Annotated in this window: 2 protein-coding genes; both read right to left on the reverse strand. The window is 37.0% G+C overall.

Features of this window, described 5'->3' with window-relative positions; translation table 11 throughout:
• The coding region (locus tag VNJ50_RS09120; RefSeq protein ID WP_325581121.1) for a DUF5689 domain-containing protein at window positions 1–357 on the reverse strand (357 nt) is incomplete at its 3' end.
• Between the two features lie 12 nt (window positions 358–369).
• Window positions 370–2,271: TonB-dependent receptor (locus VNJ50_RS09125; RefSeq protein WP_325581123.1), on the reverse strand; the 1,902-nt coding region annotated here is incomplete at its 5' end.

The raw sequence follows: 2,271 nt of genomic DNA on the forward strand, positions 1-2,271 counted from the left end.
ATAAATATCCACCTGATTGAGGATAACTTTTATGCCTGCAGTTGGATTTACGGGTGCATCCTGTAGAAATAACTCCTTAAAAAAATTACCTTCTCTATCCGAAGAACTCACATAACCTTTTATATAAATATCGGTGTCAATTAACACTGGTGTTTTATACCTATTATTGTATTTTAACTTCAACTCGGTTATCGAAATTTCAATGCCATCACTGGCCAATAGGCTTTCCAAGCCTTTATTTTCTTCAACTCCCAAGCCATCAGGAATTGAAAAATCATCATTCTGCACACAACTATTCGCCATGATAAACACGACTATAATCGTAATGTAGTTTACAAATCTATATTTTCTAGCCATGTTTTTCTACTTTTAAAATCTGATATAAGCATTCAAAAAATAGGTCGTTCCGCGTCCATACCAATATTTGGGGCCAAATAAAGGAAGGTCGTTATCAGCATCTTGTTTTACTTCGGTATAATTGGCATTTCTACCTTGTTCAAAACCACCTGTTTTATAGGTCACATCAAAAAGATTATTGATACTCATAAAAATGCCAACAAAATTATTGTTAAGCCGCCATGATTTTCCACCTACAAGATTGACAATCATATAATCATCAAATTTTTCTTGTTTTAAAAGCTGTTTGGCAATTTCAGGATCATAATTGTTGAGCGGCATGCCATCAACATCCAGATAAAAATTGTGTGTTCTGGTCAATGGATTGACCTTTACATAAGTATTGTCAAAAAAATTGGCCATCGCGCCAAACCACCAATAATCAGGATCGCGGTATTCAAATCCTACAGCATATGCGGTTTGAGGACCGCCCGAAAGTTTATAATTCTTTAAATTGGCATGTCCAAAATCGACCCCATCAGCAGCTATAAACTTTGATGAAGTCAAATATAAATTGGGATTATTGGCATAAGTAAATTGCCCTAAAGCAGCAACGCCTTTTAACTTAATGGCAGAGGTTATTTGCGCTTCCAAACCAAATTCCAGACCAAAATGTAATTTATCAATCCCTTGTAAAACTTCTTGGACAAATGCCGAAGTTTGGTTTTCTGATAGTTCCGAACTATTCAATCCGTCGGCGTAATAAAAAGAGATGTCATTGGCATCTGCAATTTTAGTATAATACCCCGATAATTTTGCGTTGACCATTGACGAACGGAATCTATAGCTCAAATCCATCGATGTTAGTTTTTCTACGGTGATGTTTTTAACGCTATTATGATTTTCTCTGGCGTTGGAATACGTGTTTTTTAGCGATGGCGCTCTTGTTAGATAAGCTGCACTAAAATTCAACAAATGTTTGCCAGACAATTTATAGGTCACATCCCCTTTGGCACCAAAACCTGTAAAGCTTAATTTATCGCCCTTTCCAAAGGAATTATTGGCATAAAGCTCATGTTGATATACGCCTTCACGTTGATACGATGTGTTTACAAAATGTAGCGCACCAAAAAAATCAAACTTTCGATATCTCAATTGTGCTTGTGCAAATCCCGAAATAACGTGGGCATAAAGATTATAATTGTATTTAAATCGGTCGCCTTCGCCAACAATCCGATTTGGGTTTTGTAAATCATATTGAATGTTATCAAATGAATCTACATTCAACATTCCTGATGACCCCAATAAATCCTTGACATGTGCAAAGTTCTCCGATTTTAAATGACTGTAATTGATAGCACCATTGATTGTTAAATGTTCGGAAACATCAGACGTAAAAATTGAGTTTACCGTGAGTTGTGCATCATCATTTCTATCTTCATATAATGCATAAGCAGCAGGTAATCCTGCAACCGTATTGGTGATATTGGCATCATAAATGCGATTCCAATCGATCTGACCATCTTTTAAAAAATCCTGTTCCAATTGATAAGCCCTGGCGTAATCTGGTCCCTTGGAATCGGCCAACGCATAGCTTGGTAACTTTTGATAATACGCCGCACTCGGGTTGGCACCACCGGAATAATCCAAACGGCTGTTTCCGGTTTTGCCAAATTGATAACTGAGGTTGGTCTGCAAGGTGGAATGGTTATTAATAGTCCAATAATGATTTAACATGAGTATCGGTTCATCTACTTCCTTAACGCGCGAATTCCGTTTCTTACCATTCTGATAACCCCAATATTCATTGTACTTAATTCCTTTTAAATCATAAACCTCTTGGGTGTTGGGCGACGATTTACCACGACGATTTGGCGTATAAATGATCGTGGCATTGATACTGTGCCTATCGTTGATTTTCTTTTCAACCGAAGC

Source organism: Gelidibacter sp. (assembly GCF_035577925.1).
In the GTDB taxonomy this organism is placed as follows: domain Bacteria; phylum Bacteroidota; class Bacteroidia; order Flavobacteriales; family Flavobacteriaceae; genus Gelidibacter.